Below are 20,571 nucleotides of genomic sequence, written 5' to 3'. Positions count from 1 at the left end.
TTAAACTAAAAAGCCCAACACATCGTTGGGCTTTTTTTATTTCACTCGCAAAGCTTCTGAAGGTTGAACATCCGAAGCTGTACGTGCCGGTATGTAAGATCCAAAATAAGCAATCGCGGAACTTACCACAATAACCCCTACAACCAACCACCAGTCCACCAGAGCTGGAATGCTCGTATCGTAAAAAACTTGTGAGGACCACATGTTGATAGGATTTTTTTGTACATACAAGCTGAGCCCTGTGCCCAAAATCGTGCCCATGACAACACCGGCTCCCGAAAGGAAAAAACCCATTTGTGTGAAGATCTTCACAGTTTCTTTCCCTGACAAACCAATCGTTCTAAGAATCGCAATATCACGGCGCTTTTGCGATAACAGCAGCGCCAGTACCGTTAAGATGGAACTTGCCGCAATCATCCCCGCCAAACCTAAAAATACACCAATGGTTAGCTTTTCTAATTTCAAGGCATAAAACAATGCCGAGTTACGATCCATCCAAGTCTCAACCTGCACATCCGTAAACTTCATCAAATCATTTTTAACGCTATCAACGCGGCCTTCGTCAGCAAGCCACATCTCAATACCCATTTTCTTTAAATCCCCGCCACCCAAAGCCTTCAAGGCCTTACCGCGCTGATAAAAAAGATATTGAGAATCCACGTCAGTCAAACTTGTCGTTACCACGCGTTTAATTCGCACTCGTTCAAACTTAGGAGTTTCTCCGGGAGGCAACAACAATCCCGATGGCGAAACCACAGTGATAAAATCACCTTCAAATACACCCAGTGATTGTGCAAGGTCGACACCCAACACAACTTCCCCTTCATCAGGAACATCCTGCGGATCCCAGGTAAATGATGGAGGTCCTCCGCGAGAACTTTGCGGTTTATCTGCATCAAGCTTAGCCAGCTGTGAAATGAAATGCTCAAGACTCGGGCGAGTCACGCCTCGCGCAAAAGCTCCGCGAAATTGACCATCCTGACTACGCAGAATCACATCTTGTGTTTCATAGACATAGGCTTGAGTTGTTGTGTCTTCTTTGATTCTCGAAAATACGGGGTGAGCTTCCAACCCCATTGCGTTTTGCATTCCCGGAACTGTCACATAAAGATGGGGCTCAAGCCCCAAGATACGCTTACGAATGCTGGCATTCATTCCATTCATCACAAACAGGACAACCAAGAAAGCCGTCACGCTAACCGTGATGCCACCAATTGACAAAAACGCAATTCGACGAATCAGTGCGCCGGCCCGTTTTGAGAAGATAAAATGACGAAAGAGATGCCCAACTAGCATCTCTTTATCTTATGGTTTCATTTTAGGGATTCAAGCGTTTTATCGGCTATTTAGCTTTGTCGCTGGCGGGAGCACGCTGCAGAGCTTCTTCTTTACGAACCTCACGCACATTGCTTTCCATAAAGAAGCTTTTTTGCATCGCTTTCAAAGTAACGACAGTCTCATTCATGACTTCAAGCAAACGACGCGAAGCATGCGGAAGCTCCGGCTCCACTTCTTTCATAACAGGCCCCAAAGCATGGGTCATCACGGCCAGATTTTGAGTCATCACAGCCAGGTCTTTTGCGAGCTCTGGATTTTGCTTATTTAACTCCGGCAAAATACGATTGATCTCGGTCGTGGTCGTTGCCAAATTCGTCATCAACACTTCCATAGAATCGTTTTTAGTCGCCTGCTTAGAAAGTTTGATCACCTCTTGGGACATGACCGTCATATTTTTCATTAGTGGATCCATACGGTCAATCACGCGCACGAAACTTTGAGCACGATTTTTATCCGCGAAGGCTTCCACCAACATTTGCATGTTTTCCAAAAGCCCACCCACTCGAGACATCGTCGTGCTGATGTTTCGACTGGAAAGCATCGTCACCACGTCCATCGTTTCATGGGAACCAATCAGACTGTTATTCGCAAGCATCGGAAGCTTTTCTGAACCCACCGTCACCTCAAGGATCTTCTCCCCGATAATAAACGGACGATTCATGGAAACCGAACTGTCCTGACGGATACGCTCTTGGAACTTACTTAAAACATAAAACGTCACTTGGATCTTGTTATCCGCGCGAAGCTCGACGTCTTCAACAGCACCGGCACGAAGACCTGCCATCTGCACCGTCGTCCCTTGATGAAGACCGTCCGCATTCTCAAAAGTCGTCGTATAAAAGACCTTCGAGTCGAACCAACCCTGTTTGATAGCAATACTGATTGCGGTTACAATCACACCCAGGATCGCAAGCCCCACAAACAGTCCAGCAATTCGTTCAAATTTATTGAACTTTACATTCATCATAGATGTACGACTCTCTTCTCTGGATCAACCGGTTGAAAATAAAGCTGTCCATCATCCAAATGAACAATCTGATAATTGAAAAGATTCATAAATTTCTCATCATAAGAACTGATAAAGACGTGCTGTAAACATCCCTCTTTACGCAGCTGATGGATATAATCCACTAACGTGTATACGCTGTCCTGCCCCAAACCGACGCTTGGATCATCCAACAACAACACTTGGGGGCGCATAACCATCGCACGCAACAAGCAGACAAGTTTACGCAAGCGACCCGGGACGTGTGCCGGTCTCTCGTGTGCATACTTCGTCACATCAAAAATCTTAAAGATCTCATCCACGCGAGCCTTTGCATCCGCCGGACTTAAAGTCTTATGATACAAAAGCGGCAACATCATATTATCGAACAACGTTTGATTGTTGATCAAACCACCATAATCAAACGAATAGCCAATTTGCAGTCTATAAGGCAAAAACTCTTCGAAAGACATATCGCAAACGTTGTTGCCATTGATCAAGAACTGACCTGATTGAGGCATTTGCAAACCTGCAAGAATTTGCAGCAAAGAGCTCTTACCGGCGCCTTCTTCAGCCTTTACCCAAAGAATTTCATTCATCGGAAAATCAAATTCAACATTGGTAACGACGGGGTCCTGACCTTCGTGGCAAAAAGAAACGCCTTCAAATTTTAGACTTTCGATTTTCATTAAATGACCCCCAGGTTGCGTAACTGATTTAAATAGAACAAAGCTGTTACAACTAAATTAAAAATAATAACGAAAATGATACTGTTCACAACCGCCTGGGTTGTGACTTGCGGAACTTCGGTGGGACTTTTTTTAACCGACAATCCCTGATAGCAGGAAACGACGAAAATGATCATTCCGCTGAAACTGTTTTTCAGAAGGAAAATCAAAAAGTCATCCATCGCAAACGAAGTCATCAACGACTCAGCATAAAACGCAAAGGGCATATCTTGAATGAACTTCGTCACAAAAAAGCCGCCAATCAAAGCGACGAAATTGAAATAAAAGGCCAGACATAACATGCTGATCACGCCACCCAACACGCGAGGAAAAACGATATAGCTTAAGGGATTGATTCCCATCACTTCTAGGGCTTCAATCTCGCGGTTCGCACGCATATTACCAATCTCGGAAGCCACCGCTGTTCCAGATCGGGCGACCACGACCAGAGCCACTAACAACGGACCGGCTTCACGTAAAATCATCACGATCAAAAACTGACCGATCATCTGCGTTCCGCCGAACATGGAAAGATTTGAAAGGGATTGCAGCACCAAGACACTTCCGGAAGTTAGCGCCAGAACACTTACCAGCGGCAAAGCCTGCCATCCTGTGAAGTAAATTTGCGCCGAAATCACGCGGACGATTTCACGCGCACCTTGCGTTTGATCAAGAATGGTAGCGCGAAGGGAAAGATAAACCATCAGGAGTACACGCCATGTGTACTCCACATTCTTGGTCACAAATCTCCCGAGGGAGTCTATTTGCAAGAGTAACGAATTCATCGAAAATCCCCAGTTTCCTAGGTGATTTATCGGAGAAAATAGAACTTTCGTTTACAAACCAAGGTCTGGTTTTAATAGGCCCACAGAGAATAAAAGAAAGACTTTAATGCCTCAAAAGAGATCTCCACGACCGAAGGCTCGTAACGGCCTCCCACAATGGGATGTTTCTGAATGAAAATGTTCTCCGGAAAGGCAGAACGGAAGGTTTTATAAGAACGATACATGTGCAAGCGCGAGGTCACCAAAAGTATATCTCGGCACTTTAAAGCTTCCACAATCGGCAAACTTTGTTGAGCATTTCCGAAGGTAGTTTCTGATCTACGATCCAACACCACATCATTCTCATTCAAGTTTCCATAAAAAGGCCAAACAGGCATGATCTCGCGCATTCTCGCATTCGAATACACGCCAGAGATCACCAGCTTCTTAACGTTTTGATTTGCCAGCAAATCAAAACCTTCACGCACACGCCCCGCCCCCCCCGTCAAAACCACAGCGCAATCTGCACTCTGTGATTTCGTCCAAGAGATCATCGGTTCTTTTTCGATCTGATGATATTCATGGATAAAGCGCTGAACAATCAGCGCTCCCAGAACAATCAAAATCCAAAAAGTACGCGTGCGTAACAGGGCTTTAGCGGTGAGCAAGGACTTCAACCTCGACGTTCACACCTTTAGGCAAAGCCGCAACAGCCACTGTAGAGCGTGCAGGAGGAGCAGCCGTGAATGATTTCGCATAGATTTCATTCACAGTTGCAAAGTCCGCCATGTTCGTCAGAAAGATTGTTGTTTTTACTACGTTTGTGAAATTCATGTTGTTTGCAGCAAGAACGGCTTCAACATTCTTCATAACCATTTCAGTTTGAGTTTTGATGTCGCCAGTGAAAACTTCATTCGTCTTTGGATCGATAGAAATTTGTCCAGAGCAGAACAAGAAATCGCCCATTGCTACGGCTTGAGAGTATGGACCAACTGCTTTAGGAGCATTGTCTGTGTGAATAACTTTTTTCATGAAAATATCCTTTGTGAATTAGAAGTAAAAAATAATACCGGCGCGGAAAGGGCTATCCGCAATTGTTCTAAAGCGAACATTATCAGCGGAAATCACACCAACGCCACCTTCAAACGTGAAACCCAAAGACTCAAGACCAGCAAAGAAAAACTCACCACCGAAAACGGCGTCCAACTCAAAGCCGGATTGTTTTTCATTTTTAGATGTCGTGGCGTTAACTTCTTCCCAGTTCACCAAACCTAAAGTTCCACCCATATAGAAGTTCATGTTTTGTTCTTTAAAAACGATACGACGAACACCGGCAGTGGCCGCGAACTTGGATTGATCTTTTTGAGTATCAATTCCCAACCCACCTGAAATTTGAATTTCAGTGGAAGGATTATAAACAACAGCAAGCTCTGGAAGATCCAAAGTTGAATGAGATTTAACTCCAACACCCAAACGGTTCGTCAAATCTTTCGCTTCAGCTACACTTACGCCAGCCAAAAATGCAAACACCACTGCTACAACTTTAAGCATTTTCTAGTACTCCTTATTAAGGCTTCTATTAAATGCAAAAGCCGAAATAGGGGCAAAAGATTTTCACTCTTACAATGGGTGTCATAGGCAGAATGGTTACTTCATGCTCTCAGAAATCTGTTCAAGGAAGTCTTTTGAAAAATTACCGGGCTTTTCCTTGGCTTCTTGCCATATTTTGTCTCGAAGATAACGGAAGCCGATCGATTGTTCAGCCATAGTCGTACGCACTCCAAAATCAATCATTTCACCAAATCGGATCAAAGAGGATTCCACCGGAACCATCTCAAAAGGCGTCTGACTCGGATATCCTTTTTCATCCGCACGCTCATGGACGCAAACCATGATCGCCTTAACAGATTCACTCACAGGAACTTTTTTGAATAGACAACGATTCAAAGACATCATCGGATGCTTTCGATACTCATCAGTTTGCTGAGGGTCCAACTGTGACTCCCCCGCTTTCAAAAACTTCTGATAGGTTGCATCTGGAATATCCAAAAGCCCCACATCACAAAATATCCCCGCCAGCAGAACATCCACTGGATTTCCTAAACTAGCCTTCACCGAAATATAAGCGGCATAGGATGCCACCCAGGGGCTGCGCCACTTATCAAACAGATCATTCTCTAAAACTTCACACAAAGCATCCCACAGATTCTCTTCACTCTTAAAGACATCGATCATTTGCTGAGCCAACTGCTCCAACTGGTTATAGAGTGCGACGATCTCTTCGTCCGAAGCTGTCTTAAATTCAAAAATAATAACTTCACTTAACTCAACCCATACTGCGGCAATAGACAGAAAAACAGCGCGCATTCTCTTTCTGAGCGACATCCCTGAACGATCAAAATAAGTGTTGATGTACTCAACATAGGCAGGGGTTTCGCGCCCATGAACTAAAAAACCACCCTTCGTAAGCATTTTCTGATATTTAGAATCCGACAGCACAGCTCCCCGGAATGCAACACCCATGATTCTTTGGTTAATAGGCATGCGCACAAAAACCGTAAATGGCAGAGTGGTCATAGAGAATAAATCTGAAGGTAAAATATCAAAAAACTGCGCCCGGCACTTCAACAACAGCATGTATTCAAATTTGAAGTTCTGAAAGAAATCAAAAGGCGTTATCAAAAGCACCCGCGAAAACTTTGAACCAGAGAATTTATTTTTCTCAGGGGCTTCATGGGTCAGTGTAAAAATCGTAGAAAGAGGAAATTTCTCAACCAACCCGAGAATTCTTTCCGTAAACGCACCGATATGCTCCGACTCTTCTTGTGCAACCACAATAGTCAAAGCTCTTTGCAATTCAAAGGGACGAGCCTTAAGATCATCCATAGCCAAAACATGTCTAAATGTAAACTTATGCTCAGATATAAGCTTCTGAACACGAGACAAAACGTCCTCTCGCTGACTCAACAGCAAGAGCTCCAACTTCTGTCTAAAAAAGATAGCAGGACGTTTTTCAGCCATAAACATTGAAATGTTACTTTATGCACTCTCTGACTGCCAACAAAACTTTTCAGCATTGACATATTCATTCGCAAAACGAATCATAGTGCTATGAAAACAATCATTTTGTCTCTAATCACTTCCGCTTTGTCTTTCTCTGCAAATGCCGCTCTTTTAAAAACAGAAGCTGGCAATCAAAAAATGGAGAAAATCGCACTATCCCCTTCCGCTACGACAAATGTAGATGGTGAAGACGTAAAACTGACGGAAGTTGGTGCGGGACTTCGCGCCAAGAAAGTCGTTTTTGTTAACGTAAAAGTCTATGTCGGTGAACTTTATGTCGCTGATCTGGCGAAATTCAAAAAAGCAGATGCCTTGGCTTCTTTAAAAGACCAAAAGGCAGTAGCAATTCAACTTCACTTCTTGCGTGCAGTAGATGGTGAAAATGTTCAGAAATCCTTCAAAGAAGCCCTCACTGCGAACGCTGTGAGTTTGGATGATGCTTCCCTTAAACAATTCCTAGATGCAGTTTCTAAAGGCGGCGAAGCAAAAGAAGGAAAAGCTCTGACAATTCTGGGTTCTCGCATGAAAGATGGATCAGAAAAGATTTCTTATGAAACAACCGCAGGTACAGTGACTGAAATCAAAGGGTCTTCTGGACTGATTGAAAAAGTGTTTTCAATTTGGTTGGGTAAGCCTGCCGATGACGGCGTCGCAGAACTTAAAAAATCGCTGCTAAAAGATTAATCCAAATCAAGAAGCCGGTAACCCACTCCGGCTTCCGTGCTAATCAGCTCAGGCGTTGCCTCATCCAGCTTGATCTTTTTTCGAACAGCCCCGACATACACGCGTAAATAGTGAGTATGCTCCACGGAATTGGGTCCCCAGATTTCATTTAAAAGCATTCGATGCGTGACCACTTTCCCTTTATGCTTCATCAGGACTTTCACAATATTGAATTCAGTCGCAGTCAGTTTGATTTCCTGACCTGAAACTTTAACAACGTGTCCGGGAATATCTACAACCAAGGGACCACTCTTAAATTCAGTCTTTTCTGGAGCACCAACGGAATGACGAAGAGCCACACGCATACGAACCAAAAGCTCAGGAACGCTAAAGGGTTTGGTGACGTAATCATCAGCCCCACCGTCTAAGGCTGCAATTTTATCTTCATCAGAATCTTGTACAGTGAGAACCACAATAGGAACTTGGGACCATTCGCGGACTTCGCGCAAAACTTCCAAGCCATTTTTATCGGGAAGCCCCAGGTCTAAAAGAATCAACTCCGGTCTTTCCGAAGCTGCCATTGAAATACCCTGTTGAGCATTGTGGGCTTCAATAACATGATAAGAATTGCCTTCAAGAGTGACTCGCAAAAGCTTTCTGATCGGTGCCTCATCATCAATAACCAGAACTCGACGCAGATCCTTCATTAACGCCCCTCTGAAGTTAAAATAGCAGGAGGATTTTCATAAGGAAGCTGAATAACGAATTCAGCCCCACTTCGATCCACACGGTTTTCAGCATAAACTTGTCCACCATGAGCTTCAACAAAAGCTTTTACAATCGCCAATCCCAAACCGACTCCACCAGCGGCCGTTCCCGGCACACGGTGAAATGGCTCGAATATTTTTTCCAACTGTTCCAAAGGAATTCCACTTCCTTCATCTGAAACACTCAAGATGACTTTTCGTCCCTCATGTTGAAGTTTCAAAATAATATTTGAATCTGCCTTGGAGTACTTAGCGGCATTCAGTATTAAATTGGAAATCGCATGTTCCAGCAATTTTTCATCGATCTGCAGCAGACACTGTTCTTCAGATGATTGGAACTGCAAATGATGACCAACGACAGTGGCTTTCATTCTTTGAGTTAATTCCGAGCAGAAATCCACGAAATCCACCCAAACTTTTTTAGGCGTCAAAACCCCCGAATTCAATCGTGACATATCTAACAAATTCTCAACAACTTGATCCAGTCTTCGCGAAGATTGAATGACAGAGTCAACCAAGTCTTCTCTCACTCTGTTTTCAGCACTCAATTTTGCATCCCTTAAAGCCGAGGCAGATCCGATGATGGCTGTCAGTGGGGTGCGCAATTCATGGGAAACAGAATTCAAAAGCGCCTGATGTAACTTTTCAGAGGTTTCAAGTAACTTCACATCCTGAAGTGTACTCTGCAATTTCAGACGCTCTAAAGACGCTCCTAACTGCAAAGCGACCGTTTCAATCAGATTGTCCTGCTCCAATGACAAGGGATTCTGAACTCGAGGATAGAACAACATCACACCTTCAAGACTGTTTTTACCTTTTAACGGCACGCTCAAACAGCGAGACTCTGTCAGCGTCTCCGTCTTCCATCCTGCCTTCTTGCGATTGTCAAAAGACCAAAGCGCCAAAGCCAGGTCTTTGTCGTCTAACTTGGCGGAATTATAAGGACGACGCTCCAATGTGCCTTCCTGAGTGGAGAATAAAATTTTAATTTTTCCATTTAAAACTTTCTCCAGATTTTTCGCTGCAGAGTAGGCTACTTCCGTAGGAGTCACCGCCGTGGACATATCCTGAACCAACTCCAAAAGAGCCCGATTGTATTGGTCTCTTTGCAACAAATCGCGATCACGACGACGAATCTTAGCAGTTAAAAAACCACCCATCATGGCAACAAAAAGATAAGCAAAGCACATCATCACATCTTCCGCAGCGGTGATGTGAAAAGTAAATAACGGTGGAATAAATAAGAAATTCCAAACAAGAACACTTATACTTGCGGCAAATAAGATCGGCCCCAACGTACTAACGAATCCCATCAATAAAATCGCCAATAAGAATATAAAGCCCACCGCTCGATATCCTATATAAGGATTCAGCAATTCACTAATAAATGTAATCCCACCTACAAACCAAAATGCATTCCAGTAAGACGTCCCTGGGGCATACAATGCTGGTGGGGCCCAACGAAACTTTTTCTTATTCTTTTGCTCTTCCTGACGAATGATATGGATATCGACCAGACTGGCTCTTTGCACCAGTTGATCTAACAAAGATCCTCGGCGGAATATGAAATCCCACCAGCGCCCCACGGGGCGACCCATGATAATTTGCGTAACATTTCTTTCATTAGAGATCCGATGGATGGCTTCCACGATATTAGCATCACGGACCGCTACGACTTCCGCACCCAACTCTCGAGCAAGAGCCAAATTCTTGTTGAGCATGGCCTGGTCATCAGCTGAAAGTTGCTCACCTGTATCCACGTACAAGGCCAACCAAGGAGCCTCCAAACTGTAAGCCATCCTTCGAGTAGCACGTATCAGGCGCGCTGAATAGGGACTGTATCCTATAGCTACCAAAAGACGCTCTTGGGTGTTCCAAGGCCCGCTTACTCTTTGTACAACCATTTGATCTTGAAGGTCTTGATCTACCTTCTCGGCGGTATAACGAAGGGCTAGCTCTCTCAGAGCCAGCAAATGAGTTTCCTTAAAAAAGTTCTCTCCTGCTTTCGCTGCGCGATCCCCGTGATAGACCTTGCCTTCTTTTAAACGCTTACGCAAATTCTGCGCACTGATATCAACCAATTCAATTTGTTGAGCCTGATCCACGACGGAATCGGGAACTCTTTCAAAAACGCGAACGCCGGTAATTTGTTGCACCAGATCCGCGCGACTTTCAATATGCTGAACATTCACCGTTGTATAAACATGAATCCCTGCATCTAAAAGTTCCAAGACATCCTGATATCTTTTTTGATGGCGAGAACCTGGAGCATTGGTATGCGCCAACTCGTCGACTAACACGATCTCCGGTTTACGTTTTAAAATGGCATCAATATCCATTTCTTCAAGAACAGAATCTTTGTATTTAATTTTTTTACGAGGCAACACTTCCAGACCTAGCAGCAGTCCTTCAGTTTCTTTACGACCGTGTGTTTCAACCACACCAACAACAATATCCACACGCTGACGGAATTGCTCTTGTGCGGCCTCAAGCATTGCATAGGTTTTACCAACCCCAGGACACATCCCAAAAAAAATGCGCAGGTGCCCACGATATGTGGACTCCTCCGCTTTTTTTATACCATCAAGTATACGATCCGGATCGGGACGGTAGTCATCATTCATAATTTCTGATCCAAAGCCAAATTAAGCTTTAAAACATTCACACGGGGCTCACCCATGAAACCCCACTGCCTAGATTGAGTGTATTCCTGAACTAGGTGACTGACTAGCTCTGTCTGCGCCGCCGTTAATTTACGCTCCTTGGCGATTCGTTCCACTTGGTCGTTTGCTGCCTCAGGACTGATCTCAGGATCCAATCCGCTTCCAGATGCATAGAGCATTTCTCGCGTTAAGCCCTGAGCCTGACGCTCAGCAATTGCTTTCTTTAAAGCTTCATTTGTCGGAGACATATTGCTGGCCCCCGAACTTGCGCCATTATAATCCACAGCCGAGGGACGGGGTTTAAAATAGCCTTCACCGATGAATTTCTGTCCCAACAAAGACGAACCCACCACCATATCATTTTTCATAACTAATGATCCTCGAACTTGATCAGGAAATGCGGCAGCACCGATTCCCGTGACCAACAGAGGATAAGCTATTCCCGTAACTAGAGACAAAACAGTAAAAATGCGAAGACCAATCCAAAGATTTTTCATGACACAACTCCTATCGCCACAATCAAAAGATCAATGAGTTTGATTCCCACAAAAGGCACAATCAAACCACCCAATCCATAATTGATAATATTTTTTCTCAGGATGACATTGGCACCCATCGGCTTGTATTCCACACCTCGAAGTGCCAAAGGAATTAGAAATACGATAATCAATGCATTGAAAATCACTGCACTTAAAACCGCACTTTGCGGGGAATGCAGTCCCATAATATTCAAATGTGCCAAAGGACCTTTCATCGTCTGTGTCGCATACAGAGTCGCAAACATTGCAGGAATGATTGCAAAATATTTTGCAACGTCATTAGCCACGCTGAACGTCGTTAGCGCTCCACGAGTCATCAAAAGCTGTTTTCCTGTTTCAACAATCTCAATCAATTTGGTTGGATTAGAATCCAAATCGACCATATTACCAGCTTCCCTTGCTGCCTGAGTTCCTGTGTTCATCGCCACGCCCACGTCAGCCTGTGCTAAGGCAGGAGCATCATTCGTTCCATCTCCAGTCATCGCAACCAGATGGCCGCGTCCTTGCTCTTCTCGAATGCGGGCTAGCTTCATTTCCGGAGTTGCTTGAGCGATATAGTCATCCACTCCGGCTTCCGCAGCGATCGCCGCCGCAGTTAAAGGATTGTCCCCTGTGACCATCACTGTGCGAATCCCCATTTTGCGAAGCTCTGCAAAACGCTCTTTGATTCCGCCCTTAACAATGTCTTTAAGATAAACCACGCCAAGGACTCTATTTCCCTCTGAAACAACCAACGGAGTGCCACCTTGTTTAGCAACGCGCTCGACAATTTCTCGCGCTGCCAAAGGATAGTTTCCACCCAGAGACTCGATATGTTTTTGAATCGCGTCTCCTGCACCTTTGCGAATCATCACAATACCATTTGGATTGTTTAAATTAACCCCACTCATTCTTGTCTGTGCTGTAAACGGAACAAACTCTGCCATATGGGGTTCCAATGATTTTGCGCGCAAAGAAAACTTATGTTTCGCAAGCACTACAATCGAACGTCCTTCAGGTGTTTCATCACTCAACGATGCCAATTGCGCAACTTCTGCCAATGCTTCATCTTTAATGCCGGGAACGGGAATAAACTCACTGGCCATGCGATTTCCAAGTGTGATTGTGCCTGTTTTATCCAGCATCAAGACATCTATATCTCCAGCGGCTTCAACCGCACGACCACTCTTTGCAATCACATTTTTTCGAATCATTCGATCCATGCCACTAATGCCGATTGCACTCAACAATCCACCAATCGTTGTCGGGATCAAACAAACTAAAAGTGCAATCAATACGGTAAACGTCACCACTCCTGAAAGATCCTGGTGGGCCGCAGCTGCTGAAAACTCAGCAAAGAATTTCAGCGTCGATACCGCAAGAACGAATACCACAGTCAGTGCGATAAGAAGAATGCTGAGTGCAATTTCATTAGGAGTCTTCTGACGACTGGCACCCTCAACCAGATTAATCATTCGATCCAAGAAGCTTTGACCAGGATCTGCGGTGATGCGAATAAGGATGCGATCACTAATCACTCGCGTTCCCCCAGTCACCGCACTGCGATCACCACCACTTTCACGAATAACGGGAGCCGACTCTCCTGTGATCGCGGACTCATCCACAGTCGCAATCCCTTCAATCACCTCTCCATCACCCGGAATAACATCACCCGCTTCACAAACCACGATATCACCAGAGCGAAGGTCAGCCGCTGCCAAACTAATTTCTTTTCCGTTTACAAGCTTACGAGCGACACTGTGAGCTTTTGTTTTCTTCAAACTCTCAGCCTGCGCCTTCCCACGTCCTTCAGCTAACGCCTCTGAAAAGTTTGCGAACAAAACCGTAAACCATAACCACAGAGCAATTTGCATCTCAAAGGAAAATGCCTGCCCACGGGTAATCAAAGACGCTACAATCACCGTCACCACGACTGCGCCCACCCACGTAACAAACATCACAGGGTTTCCCCACTGAACCCGTGGATCTAACTTCACAAAACTTGCTTTTACGGCCTCAATTAAAAGTTTCTTATCTAAAAAGGAATTTTTCATAACCAGTACCTAACCTTGAGTGACCATCAAAAGATGTTCTAAAATAGGCCCTAAAGAAAGAGCCGGGAAAAATGTCAGCGCACCCACAATTAAAATCACGCCCGCCAACAGTCCTCCGAATAGCAACGAATCCGTTTTAAAAGTTCCAGAAGACGGTGGTGCGATTTTCTTAGCACTTAAACTGCCAGCAACAATCAAGACCGGGACGATGATCGCAAAACGTCCAATCAACATGGAAAAACCCAACATCAAGTTATAGAAAACCGTATTCACACTAAGACTGCCAAATGCCGAGCCGTTATTACCCGCCGCCGAGGAATACGCATACAAGATTTCGCTCAATCCGTGGGGACCCTGGTGACCTAAACCCGCAAGTCCCAGAGAACTGACAACCGAGACCGCCGACCCTAAAAGAATCGTCGCACAAGGAGCCAGAACTCCGACCATCACCCAAGTAATTTCACGAGCTTCAATTTTTTTACCCAGGTATTCGGGAGTACGCCCCACCATGAGTCCCGCTAAGAAAACCGTCAGAATGACATACAAAAGAATTCCATACATGCCGGCACCCACACCACCAAAGACCACTTCGCCGAGCATAATATTCAGCATAGAAATCCCACCAGACAGTGGAGACATACTTGAAATCATTCCATTCACCGAACCATTGGAAGCCGCCGTGGTAAAGACCGACCAAATTACTGTATTGGTCATTCCCAAGCGAGTCTCTTTTCCTTCCATAGTTCCAAAGCGATATTCAGACCATAAAGATGTCGCCAGCAACGCGGTCATCAGAGCCATCATCACTCCAAATAGCACCCATCCCTGCCGACGAGACCCCACCATTAAACCAAACAAATACGTGCAACCTGCAGCAATCGCCAGGATCGCAATCAGTTCCAAAAAGTTGGTCAGAGGAGTGGGGTTTTCAAATGGATGAGCACTGTTCACTCCAAAAAATCCACCACCATTAGATCCCAACTGCTTAATCGCAATTTGAGAAGCCGCCGGTCCTTGAGGAATCACCTGCTCATAACCTTCCACTGTTTTCACATGGTCGTATGAATGAAAGTTCTGAATCACTCCCTGGCCCATCAACACAATTGCTAAAATAACCGATAACGGCAAAAGCAAATGAATTGTCCCGCGAGTTAAATCCACCCAGAAATTTCCAAGATTAGAATTTTGCTTATTAGCAATACCACGAGCAATCGCCAGCAAAACACCCAGCCCGGTCGCCGCACTAACAAAGTTTTGCACCCCAAGACCAAGCATTTGCGTAAGATAACTTAAAGTGTTTTCTCCAGAGTACGCCTGCCAGTTTGTATTCGTCACAAAACTCACTGCTGTATTAAAAGCCAAATGCCACGAAACATTCCCCAGCTTTTCCGGATTCAATGGCAAATGCGCCTGCACCATCTGCAATAGCATCAAAAACACGAGCCCAATGAAATTAAAAATCAGCAGAGTTTTCGCATACTCTTTCCAATTCATTTCACCCGACTCTTGAACACCAGAAACCTTATAAACGGCTTTTTCAAGGGGTCGTAAAATAGAAATCAAAACATTTCGCTGCCCGCTAAATATTTTGAACATATAAGTACCCAACAACGGGGTCATAAAAATCACAGCCATCAAAGCCGCAATCACTTGAACAAGATCCACACCAGCAAATGCCATAATACAGTCCTTTATAGTGATTTAAATGTATTCCCCAGGACCTCAATCGAAGGTAAAAAACCAACTTTACAACATAAAGAAAACATAAAAAGCCCTCTGAAAATGACTCATTTCTGAACACTAAGGTCCATACCACCAAACACAGCGCCGAGAGCATTATCTATACTCTTGAAAAATAAGGGATTAGCAGCTCAAAGCACAAATGCAGCAAATCTTATGTTTCAAGCCTCGGATACAGATTTGAATTTGTAATCATAAATGTAAATGTAACTTTGCAAGTTTAGGAGATGACTTCTTATCGAAGCGATTTACTTCAGAGAAAATAAATTAGTTTTACAAGACTTTGGCTGTCGTCGAACGTTAATGGAAAGGATGTTCCGATGAAGATACTTTGCTTCGCACCCGTGTTGAGAAAAGGCTCCTTCAATAAAAAACTAATCCGCATCGCCAAATCCTTCGCCGAAGAATTTCCAGGAGCAGAAGTCGAACTCTGCGAATTCAATGAATTCCCCATGCCCATCTACGACGGCGACCTCGAAATAGAACAAGGAATCCCAGAAGCCGTAAATAAATTCGCCAAGAAAATCACTGCTGCCGACGCCATCATTATTTCCTCACCCGAGTACAACGGTAGTATCCCAGGACCGTTTAAAAACGCCATAGACTGGCTCTCAAGGCTGAAACCTGTTCCACTCGAAGCAAAGCAAATCCTGCTGATCGGGGCGTCTATAAGCCAATTTGCGGCGATTAAAGGAAACTTCCACAGCCGAGTGCCCTTGCATGTCTTAAAATCATTCGTATACCCCGACTATTTCGGCGTAGCCTTCGCCGAAACCGCCTTCGACAAAGATGATCAACTAAAAGATGAAAAACAAAGCGATCGCCTCAGAAAACTCATATTAAGTTTTCTGCAATACGCCTCAAGAACAGAAACACCATTCGACCGCCTGGGAGAATTCTTCGAAGAACAAAAACACAGCCACAACGAAAAGCACCCACATTGATTGATTGATTGATTGATTGATTGATTGATTGATTGATTGATTGATTGATTGATTGATTGATTGATTGATTGATTGATTGATTGATTTGAAAACCAAAAACAAAAAAAAAGACCGAAGAAAACTTCGGTCTTTTTTTTGTTTTCTATTTTGCTGTTTCTTACTTTAACCAGAATTCCGATTCACGAGAACCGTTCTACCTGGCATCTCCACAGAGGCCGGATTTACGACTGACGTTGAAGGAACACGTTTCATTTCTTTAGCCTCAGTTTCAGCAGCAACTTGTTCACCAGCTTGCTGACCCGAGAAGTTCAACATCACCACACCTAGAATGATAAGAGATGTCGCCACTACTTTTTGAATAGGAAGTGGTTCATTGAACATCACAAGGCCCACAACTGCCATGATTGCAGTTCCAACCCCAGCCCAAATCGCATAGACGAGACTAACTGGAAGTGTTTTCAAAGCGAAAGTAATACAGAAGAAAGAAATAGCAAAACAGAGAACCATTAATACCGACGGAATCAGCCGAGTAAAGCCGTCCGCGTATTTCATACCGATAGTCCCCAAGATCTCGAATACAATTGCCGCCGCAAGATATGCATATGGCATAAAGCACCTTTTAGGATGAACCTTTCTTGTCGTTTATTCAGTTTTCATTTCCCGTGTCCCAGATGACCCTCTGGGAGATCTTTTTTTTGAATCCATAAGCGGAAAAAAGACTTAAAAAAGCGAACAGGAAGAAAATTCCTGTCTTTGATGTAACTAGGATACCATGATGGATGACAAAAAGCTCTCGCGACTGGACTAATTTTAATAAACGCCGTCAATTCAATAACTTAAATACGTTCTCAGTCTCATTTTGACTGACTTATTCTGATATTTTAGACCATACTTTTGATAGGAAAATTAACTTATTTCGATGCCAAAACAAATATGAACTTGTTTGATAAATAGACATAAAAAAACCCGATCTGTTTCCAGACCGGGTTCGAGTAAAAAAGAGCTGGCGTCGTGCTACTCTCCCACATGGTCGCCCATGCAATACCATCGCCGCAAGAGGACTTAACTTCTGAGTTCGGAATGGGATCAGGTGTGGCCCCTCTGCTATAAACACCAGCAAAGCGTTTATTAAAACAAAGATGAAGTACGTTTATACTTCGTCGTTCTTCTTTGCAACTTACTTCCAATACAAATGGAGAAGTTACTTTCTATTTCAGACAACTGAATGATTGATTTAATTGATTTTTAGCGAGTCGTTGTTAGTTCCAAGTTTTAACTCTCTTACTTATTCAGAGAGCTAGTCTCTCGTTCTCATTTAAGAGAAGTCACTGAGACGAAATCTTCGTAACTTAAAGTTAGAAGAATATTTTTTAAAAAAGCCTCACGACCTATTAGTACGGATCAGCTGAATACATTACTGTACTTACACCTTCCGCCTATCAACCTCGTAGTCTCCGAGGAGTCTTTAGGGGGCCGAAGCCCCAGTGAAATCTAATCTTGTAGTCTGCTTCCCGCTTAGATGCTTTCAGCGGTTATCAGTTCCGAACATAGCTACCCTGCATTGCTCTTGGCAGAACAACAGGAACACCAGAGGTTCGTCCATCCCGGTCCTCTCGTACTAAGGACAGGTCTACTCAAATTTCATGCGCCCACAGAAGATAAGGACCAAACTGTCTCACGACGTTCTGAACCCAGCTCGCGTACCACTTTAATTAGCGAACAGCTAAACCCTTGGGACCTGCTCCAGCCCCAGGATGTGATGAGCCGACATCGAGGTGCCAAACTCCATCGTCGATATGGACTCTTGGATGGAATAAGCCTGTTATCCCCGGAGTACCTTTTATCCGTTGAGCGATGGCCCTTCCACGCGGGACCACCGGATCACTTTGGCCTGCTTTCGCACCTGCTCGACTTGTAGGTCTCGCAGTCAAGCCCCCTTATGCCAATGCACTCGACGCCTGGTTTCCAATCAGGCTGAGGGGACCATCGCGCGCCTCCGTTACTTTTTGGGAGGCGACCGCCCCAGTCAAACTGCCCACCAGACAGTGTCCCTCTGCTCGTAAAGAGCAGCAGGTTAGATTTCAAAGGTGCCAAGGGTGGTATTTCAAGGTTGACTCCACAAGGGCTAGCGCCCCTGCTTCAAAGTCTCCCACCTATCCTACACATGCCAACTCTAAAATCACTGCCAAGCTACAGTAAAGGTTCACGGGGTCTTTCCGTCTTTCTGCGGGTACTCGGCATTTTCACCGAGAATTCAATTTCGCGAGGCATTTGGTCGAGACACCGGAGAAGTCGTTACGCCATTCGTGCAGGTCGGAACTTACCCGACAAGGAATTTCGCTACCTTAGGACCGTTATAGTTACGGCCGCCGTTTACTGGGGCTTCGATTCTCAGCTTCGCTTACGCTAACTAATCCTCTTAACCTTCCAGCACCGGGCAGGCGTCAGTATGTATACTTCGTCTTGAGACTTTGCACATACCTGTGTTTTTGATAAACAGTCGCTACTCCCATTTCTCTGCGACCCGAAAAAGCTTGGGGAGTAAATCCTTACACTCTCGCGGGCACACCTTTTCCCGAAGTTACGGTGTTAAGTTGCCGAGTTCCTTGACCAAAATTCACCCCATCGCCTTAGGATATTCACCCCACTCACCTGAGTCGGTTTACGGTACGAGCTAACAAATCTAAATTTACGAAACTTTTCTTGGATACATGGCTTTTCTCACTTCCGGATCAAAGATCCTCGCATTCACGCCTCAGTGTTATGTGCCGCGGATTTGCCTACGACACCACCTACACGCTTACACCTCAATCCAATAAGAGGCTGAGATAGCCTATACCGTCATTCCTTAAACACAATTTGCTAGGTAACGGAATATTAACCGTTTTGCCATCGATTACGCCACTTGGCCTCATCTTAGGACTCGACTAACCCTGGGAAGATTATCTTTACCCAGGAATCCTTGAGTTTTCGGCGCCCGGGTTTTTCACCCGAGTTCAACGCTACTTATGTCAGCATGATCACTTCTAGTTCGTCCAGCTGTCCTACCGGTCAACCTTCATCCTACGCTAGAACGCTCCCCTACCACTAAAATATAAAATATCTTAATCCAAAGCTTCGGTAACACGCTTAGCCCCGTTGTATCTTCCGCGCAGAGTCACTAGACTAGTGAGCTATTACGCTTTCTTTAAAGGATTGCTGCTTCTAAGCCAACCTCCTAGTTGTCAAAGTAACTCCACAACGTTCTCCACTGAGCGTGCATTTAGGGACCTTAGCTGTTGGTCTGGGCTCTTTCCCTCTCGACGCATGACCTTATCACCCTGCGTCTGCCTGCTGAGGAACATATCTGTGGCATTCGGAGTTTATTTGGGTTTGGTAATCCGGTAAAGACCCCTAGCCCATTCAGTGCTCTACCTCCACGATACTTTTTACTCAACGCTATACCTAAATATATTTCGGGGAGAACCAGCTATCACCCAGTTTGATTGGCCTTTCACCCCTAATCACAGATCATCAAAAGAGTTTTCAACCTCAACTTGTTCGGTCCTCCACGAGGTGTTACCCTCGCTTCAACCTGTCCATGATTAGATCACCGGGTTTCGGGTCTATGCCTGCAAACTAAACGCCCTATTCAGACTCGCTTTCGCTACGACTACACCTTCAACGGCTTAATCTCGCTTGCAAACATAACTCGCTGACTCATTATGCAAAAGGTACGCTATCACCCACGTAAGGGGCTCTAACTGCTTGTAAGCTTACGGTTTCAGTTTCTATTTCACTCCCCTCTCGGGGTTCTTTTCACCTTTCCCTCACGGTACTTGTTCACTATCGGTCACTAAGGAATATTTAGCCTTATGAGGTGGTCCTCACAGATTCCCACAAAATTTCACGTGTTTTGTGGTACTCGGGATGCCGCTAGAGCCTTTGAGCATTTCGAACACGGGGCTATCACCCTATCTTGCCAGACTTTCCAGACTGTTGTTCTATACTCTCCGGTCCCATATCGCGGTCCCACGACCCCTCAATCAAATAAATGATTAAGGTTTAGGCTGTTACCCGTTCGCTCGCCACTACTAGGGTAATCTCGGAATTGATTTCTTTTCCTGAGGGTACTGAGATGTTTCACTTCCCCTCGTTCGCTTCAGACACCTATGTATTCAGTGAATGATATCATAAAATGATGAGTTTCCTCATTCGGAGATCTCCGGGTCAAAGTGTGTGTGCCACTACCCGAAGCTTATCGCAGCTTACCACGTCCTTCATCGCTTCTTAGTGCCAAGGCATCCACCGTAAGCCCTTTGTAGCTTTAAAAAATGGAACTAACCTCGCTAAAAATCAACTAAA

At 44.7% G+C, this 20,571-nt stretch carries 16 protein-coding genes and 2 rRNA genes; 2 read left to right on the top strand and 16 right to left on the bottom strand.

Annotation, left to right across the window (positions count from 1 at the left end):
• Positions 1-36 precede the first annotated feature (36 nt).
• The 8 genes from HW988_RS09015 to HW988_RS08980 form a co-directional block, all read right to left on the bottom strand.
• Positions 37-1,296 (bottom strand): FtsX-like permease family protein, encoded by a 1,260-nt coding sequence (locus HW988_RS09015; protein ID WP_181607349.1) that lies wholly within the window; start codon positions 1,294-1,296, stop codon positions 37-39.
• Between the two features lie 46 nt (positions 1,297-1,342).
• Positions 1,343-2,305, bottom strand: a complete 963-nt coding sequence (locus tag HW988_RS09010) for an MlaD family protein (RefSeq protein WP_255490288.1) — start codon at positions 2,303-2,305, stop codon at positions 1,343-1,345.
• Positions 2,302-3,012, bottom strand: a complete 711-nt coding sequence (locus HW988_RS09005) for a cell division ATP-binding protein FtsE (RefSeq protein ID WP_181607347.1) — start codon at positions 3,010-3,012, stop codon at positions 2,302-2,304. Before HW988_RS09005 ends, HW988_RS09010 begins: the two co-directional genes overlap by 4 nt.
• Entirely contained in the window at positions 3,012-3,794 is a 783-nt protein-coding gene (locus HW988_RS09000) for an ABC transporter permease (protein ID WP_246845923.1), read from the bottom strand. Before HW988_RS09000 ends, HW988_RS09005 begins: the two co-directional genes overlap by 1 nt.
• A 113-nt stretch (positions 3,795-3,907) precedes the next feature.
• A complete protein-coding gene (locus tag HW988_RS08995; protein WP_255490287.1) occupies positions 3,908-4,492 on the bottom strand; it encodes a YdcF family protein in 585 nt (194 codons plus the stop codon).
• Positions 4,470-4,847 (bottom strand): RidA family protein, encoded by a 378-nt coding sequence (locus HW988_RS08990; protein ID WP_142700136.1) that lies wholly within the window; start codon positions 4,845-4,847, stop codon positions 4,470-4,472. The genes HW988_RS08995 and HW988_RS08990 overlap by 23 nt, the downstream gene beginning before the upstream one ends.
• Positions 4,848-4,865: 18 nt before the next feature.
• Positions 4,866-5,366 (bottom strand): organic solvent tolerance protein, encoded by a 501-nt coding sequence (locus tag HW988_RS08985; protein WP_181607344.1) that lies wholly within the window; start codon positions 5,364-5,366, stop codon positions 4,866-4,868.
• A gap of 96 nt (positions 5,367-5,462) precedes the next feature.
• Entirely contained in the window at positions 5,463-6,761 is a 1,299-nt protein-coding gene (locus HW988_RS08980) for an HD domain-containing phosphohydrolase (protein WP_220128845.1), read from the bottom strand.
• A 165-nt stretch (positions 6,762-6,926) separates the two neighbouring features.
• On the opposite strand from HW988_RS08980, the gene HW988_RS08975 reads away from it, so the two are divergent.
• Positions 6,927-7,562, top strand: coding sequence for a chalcone isomerase family protein (locus HW988_RS08975; protein WP_181607341.1), 636 nt, complete (start codon positions 6,927-6,929; stop codon positions 7,560-7,562).
• On the opposite strand, the gene HW988_RS08970 is transcribed toward HW988_RS08975, so the two are convergent.
• From HW988_RS08970 to kdpA, 5 genes are read right to left on the bottom strand one after another with little or no spacing between them, the layout of a single operon-like run.
• Complete coding sequence (locus tag HW988_RS08970) at positions 7,559-8,248, bottom strand: response regulator (protein ID WP_181607340.1); 690 nt, start codon at positions 8,246-8,248, stop codon at positions 7,559-7,561. The two genes, HW988_RS08975 and HW988_RS08970, sit on opposite strands and share 4 nt — an antisense overlap.
• On the bottom strand, positions 8,248-10,932 hold the full coding sequence (locus tag HW988_RS08965; RefSeq protein WP_181607338.1) for a sensor histidine kinase KdpD: 2,685 nt from the start codon (positions 10,930-10,932) through the stop codon (positions 8,248-8,250). The genes HW988_RS08970 and HW988_RS08965 overlap by 1 nt, the downstream gene beginning before the upstream one ends.
• A complete protein-coding gene (gene kdpC, locus HW988_RS08960) occupies positions 10,929-11,468 on the bottom strand; it encodes a potassium-transporting ATPase subunit KdpC (RefSeq protein WP_181607337.1) in 540 nt (179 codons plus the stop codon). The genes HW988_RS08965 and kdpC overlap by 4 nt, the downstream gene beginning before the upstream one ends.
• Complete coding sequence (gene kdpB / locus HW988_RS08955) at positions 11,465-13,543, bottom strand: potassium-transporting ATPase subunit KdpB (RefSeq protein WP_181607336.1); 2,079 nt, start codon at positions 13,541-13,543, stop codon at positions 11,465-11,467. The genes kdpC and kdpB overlap by 4 nt, the downstream gene beginning before the upstream one ends.
• A gap of 9 nt (positions 13,544-13,552) precedes the next feature.
• The gene (gene kdpA, locus HW988_RS08950; protein WP_181607334.1) at positions 13,553-15,223 is read right to left on the bottom strand and encodes a potassium-transporting ATPase subunit KdpA; all 1,671 of its coding nucleotides are present in this window, start codon (positions 15,221-15,223) and stop codon (positions 13,553-13,555) included.
• Positions 15,224-15,603: 380 nt separating this feature from the next.
• Here kdpA and HW988_RS08945 point away from each other — a divergent pair, with 380 nt between their 5' ends.
• Positions 15,604-16,227 carry an NADPH-dependent FMN reductase gene (locus HW988_RS08945; RefSeq protein ID WP_181607333.1) on the top strand — a complete coding sequence of 208 codons (624 nt, stop codon included), beginning with the start codon at positions 15,604-15,606 and terminating at the stop codon, positions 16,225-16,227.
• A 162-nt stretch (positions 16,228-16,389) separates the two neighbouring features.
• Here HW988_RS08945 and HW988_RS08940 read toward each other — a convergent pair whose 3' ends face one another.
• The 3 genes from HW988_RS08940 to HW988_RS08930 form a co-directional block, all read right to left on the bottom strand.
• The gene (locus HW988_RS08940) at positions 16,390-16,836 is read right to left on the bottom strand and encodes a multidrug efflux SMR transporter (protein WP_181607331.1); all 447 of its coding nucleotides are present in this window, start codon (positions 16,834-16,836) and stop codon (positions 16,390-16,392) included.
• A gap of 392 nt (positions 16,837-17,228) precedes the next feature.
• Positions 17,229-17,345: ribosomal RNA gene (rrf, locus tag HW988_RS08935) — 5S ribosomal RNA — on the bottom strand.
• Positions 17,346-17,597: 252 nt separating this feature from the next.
• Positions 17,598-20,538: ribosomal RNA gene (locus HW988_RS08930) — 23S ribosomal RNA — on the bottom strand.
• Between the last annotated feature and the right edge of the window lie 33 nt (positions 20,539-20,571).

Source organism: Bdellovibrio sp. KM01 (assembly GCF_013752535.1).
GTDB lineage: Bacteria > Bdellovibrionota > Bdellovibrionia > Bdellovibrionales > Bdellovibrionaceae > Bdellovibrio.
This window is presented reverse-complemented; position numbering and strand designations above follow the sequence as displayed.

Excerpts from the sequence above, each read along its gene's own strand:
- kdpB (WP_181607336.1), bottom strand. The coding sequence starts at position 13,543 with ATGAAAAATTCCTTTTTAGATAAGAAACTTTTAATTGAGGCCGTAAAA.
- kdpC (WP_181607337.1), bottom strand. The coding sequence starts at position 11,468 with ATGAAAAATCTTTGGATTGGTCTTCGCATTTTTACTGTTTTGTCTCTA.
- HW988_RS08985 (WP_181607344.1), bottom strand. The coding sequence starts at position 5,366 with ATGCTTAAAGTTGTAGCAGTGGTGTTTGCATTTTTGGCTGGCGTAAGT.
- kdpA (WP_181607334.1), bottom strand. The coding sequence starts at position 15,223 with ATGGCATTTGCTGGTGTGGATCTTGTTCAAGTGATTGCGGCTTTGATG.
- HW988_RS08940 (WP_181607331.1), bottom strand. The coding sequence starts at position 16,836 with ATGCCATATGCATATCTTGCGGCGGCAATTGTATTCGAGATCTTGGGG.
- HW988_RS08965 (WP_181607338.1), bottom strand. The coding sequence starts at position 10,932 with ATGAATGATGACTACCGTCCCGATCCGGATCGTATACTTGATGGTATA.
- HW988_RS09005 (WP_181607347.1), bottom strand. The coding sequence starts at position 3,012 with ATGAAAATCGAAAGTCTAAAATTTGAAGGCGTTTCTTTTTGCCACGAA.
- HW988_RS08970 (WP_181607340.1), bottom strand. The coding sequence starts at position 8,248 with ATGAAGGATCTGCGTCGAGTTCTGGTTATTGATGATGAGGCACCGATC.
- HW988_RS08975 (WP_181607341.1), top strand. The coding sequence starts at position 6,927 with ATGAAAACAATCATTTTGTCTCTAATCACTTCCGCTTTGTCTTTCTCT.
- HW988_RS09010 (WP_255490288.1), bottom strand. The coding sequence starts at position 2,305 with ATGATGAATGTAAAGTTCAATAAATTTGAACGAATTGCTGGACTGTTT.
- HW988_RS09015 (WP_181607349.1), bottom strand. The coding sequence starts at position 1,296 with ATGCTAGTTGGGCATCTCTTTCGTCATTTTATCTTCTCAAAACGGGCC.
- HW988_RS08990 (WP_142700136.1), bottom strand. The coding sequence starts at position 4,847 with ATGAAAAAAGTTATTCACACAGACAATGCTCCTAAAGCAGTTGGTCCA.
- HW988_RS08945 (WP_181607333.1), top strand. The coding sequence starts at position 15,604 with ATGAAGATACTTTGCTTCGCACCCGTGTTGAGAAAAGGCTCCTTCAAT.